This window comes from Hyphomonas sp. GM-8P, assembly GCF_003263315.1.
In the GTDB taxonomy this organism is placed as follows: domain Bacteria; phylum Pseudomonadota; class Alphaproteobacteria; order Caulobacterales; family Hyphomonadaceae; genus Hyphomonas.
The window spans coordinates 1-2,739 of sequence record NZ_AWFE01000119.1; the positions used below are offsets into that span (position 1 = coordinate 1).

Sequence of the window (2,739 nt, forward strand, 5' to 3'; positions counted from 1 at the left end):
TGAAGGCCTGGAATACCGGCCATCCGGGCGGGATCGCGACCCTGCACGCAAACTCAGCCCTCGGCGGCCTCTCCCGGCTCGAGCAGCTGATCGGCGAGGCATCCGCTCAGGTTCCGCATGATCTGATCGCCGAAACGATCGATTGCGTCGTCTACATCTCGCGGCGCGCCGGCCGGCACCGGGTCGAGACGGTTGCGCGAATGAATGGCCTCGGACGCGGCGGATACGACCTCAGCCCTGTCCAGCCGGACCTGCAGCTCGTCCTGCCGAGCCTGCCTTTTTCTGAACCGCTTCTCTCAACCGCACCTGAAAGGACACCACCCCAATGAACAGAGACATGATCAAGGGCTTCAGCCTGAGTTTGCTTGTCGCGGCAATTGCCTTCCCCGCCCATGCGGCCGGCTCCGGCATGCCCTGGGAAGCCCCGCTGCAATCGATCCTTGAATCCATCGAGGGCCCGGTCGCCAAGATCCTAGCGACCATCGTCATCATCCTGACCGGCCTCGGCCTCGCCTTCGGCGAGAGCGGCGGCGGCATGCGGAAGCTCCTGCAGATCGTGTTCGGCCTGTCGATCGCGTTCGCGGCAACGTCGTTCTTCCTCTCCTTCTTCTCCTTCGGCGGCGGGGCAACGCTCTGATGGCGGACGTCTCGCCCCTCCCGCCCGGCTACAGCGTGCCGGTGCACCGCTCGCTCACGGCGCCGATCCTGCTCGCAGGGGCGCCAAGGCTTGCGACCATCGTCAACGGCACGCTAGCCGCCGCGCTTGGCATCGGCCTCCAGCTCTGGGTGGTGGGGCTCGTCTTCTGGATCGTGGCGCAGGGGATCTGCGTCTTCGCCGCAAGGCGCGATCCGCAATTCACAGACGTGCTGATCCGGCACATCCGCCAGAAGGCCTATTACGCATGCTGAACCTCCGAGAATACCGCGCCCGCCCGGCCTCTCTCGCAGACCATCTCAAATGGGCCTGCCTGATCGCGCCCGGCATTGTCCTCAACAAGGATGGCAGCCTCCAGCGCACCATCGCCTATCGGGGCCCCGATCTTGAAAGTTCGACGGCGGAGGAACTGGTCGCGGTCACCGCACGCATGAACAATCTTCTCCGCCGGTTCGGCTCCGGCTGGGCGTTGCATATCGAAGCCGACCGGCGGCCCTCCGTCACCTATCCCGAAAGCACCTGGCGCGATCCGGCGGCCTGGCTGGTGGACGAGGAACGCCGCGCGGCCTTCGAGGAGGCCGGACGGCATTTCGAGACGGACTGTTATCTCACCCTTACCTGGATGCCGCCGGCCGACCGGACAGCAAGGATCGAGCAACTCTTCATCGACGATCCCGCAGATGCCCCGGCGGCGTTCTGGAGCGAGCATCTCGCCCATTTCGAAACCGAAACATCCCGTGCCCGGGACATGATGGCGGACCTGATGCCCGAGGCCAGGTTCCTGGATGATGACGAGACGTTGACCTATCTCCATGCCTGTATCTCGGAAACACGGCAGGAGGTGCGGGCGCCGTCCGTGCCCATGTGTCTCGATGCGCTCCTGGTCGATACGTCCCTGACCGGCGGTCTCTCACCTCGCCTTGGCGAGGAAACGCTGAAAGTCCTGACGATCAACGGGTTCCCGGCAACGGGCGAACCGGGACTCCTGTCAGAACTCGACCAGCTCGGCTTCGCCTATCGCTGGGTGACCAGGTTCCTGCCGCTCGACAAGCCGGACGCCGAGAAGACGCTCAATGCCTACGTCCGCAACTGGTTTGCGAAGCGCCGGTCGCTGACCTCCTACCTCCGAGAAATCCTCACCAATGAGCCGGCAACTCTGCTCAACACCGATGCCGACAATCAGGCGGCCGATGCGGACGAGGCCCTGCAGGCCCTCGGCGCCGGCCATGTCGCGTTCGGATATTGCACGACCGCGATCGTGGTCCGGCATGAAGATGCCGCGATCGCCGAAGACCAGATCCGCGCCGTCGAGCGCGTCATCCGCGGGCGCGGGTTCACCTGCGTATTCGAAAGCGTCAACGCGATCGAGGCCTGGCTCGGCACCCTGCCGGGCGAAGCCTATGCCAATGTCCGCCAGCCGCTGCTGAACACGATCAACCTCTCCCATATGGCGCCGCTCTCGTCGCTCTGGGCAGGACCCGAGCGCAATGCGCATCTCTCCGGCCCGCCGCTCCTGATGGCGCGCTCTGCCAGTTCGACACCATTCCGGCTCGTCACGCATCAGGGCGATGTCGGCCACATGATGGTGGTCGGGCCGACCGGCGCCGGCAAGTCGGTTCTCCTGTCGCTGCTGGCGCTGCAGTTCCGCCGCTATGAACAGGCCCAGGTCTTCACCTTCGACAAGGGCGCGTCAGCGCGCTGCGCGACGCTCGCGCTGGGCGGCACCTGGTACGACCTCGGCATAGACGGCGACCTCGCCTTCCAGCCACTTCGCGATGTGGACAGTGAGACAGGCCTCGCCTCGGCACTGGCTTGGGTGCTGGGGCTGATCGAACAAGAAGCTGTAACGGTGACGCCGGAGGTGAAGCAGGCCGTCTGGACCGCTCTGCAGAGCCTCGGCGCGGCGCCTGTCGCGCAGCGCACGCTGACCGGGCTGGTGGCCCTCATCCAGATGCCGGACCTTCGGCAGGCGCTCGAGCCCTACACGCTCGCCGGGCCCTATGGCGCGCTGCTCGATGCCGATGAGGATAATCTCGAAACCGGCGACACGCTCTGCTTCGAAATGGACGCGCTGATGCAGGACA

General features: G+C 65.5%; 4 protein-coding genes. All 4 read left to right on the plus strand.

The genetic code is table 11. From position 1 onward, the window contains the following. The coding region (locus HY26_RS17095; RefSeq protein ID WP_199288564.1) for an ATPase, T2SS/T4P/T4SS family at positions 1–329 on the plus strand (329 nt) is incomplete at its 5' end. Next, a complete protein-coding gene (locus HY26_RS17100) occupies positions 326–637 on the plus strand; it encodes a TrbC/VirB2 family protein (RefSeq protein ID WP_112074207.1) in 312 nt (103 codons plus the stop codon). The genes HY26_RS17095 and HY26_RS17100, both read left to right, overlap by 4 nt. A 35-nt stretch (positions 638–672) precedes the next feature. Then, positions 673–909, plus strand: a complete 237-nt coding sequence (locus HY26_RS17105; protein ID WP_370453461.1) for a VirB3 family type IV secretion system protein — start codon at positions 673–675, stop codon at positions 907–909. Continuing rightward, a partial coding sequence (locus HY26_RS17110; RefSeq protein WP_112074209.1) for a conjugal transfer protein TrbE occupies positions 903–2,739 on the plus strand: 1,837 nt, incomplete at its 3' end. The genes HY26_RS17105 and HY26_RS17110, both read left to right, overlap by 7 nt.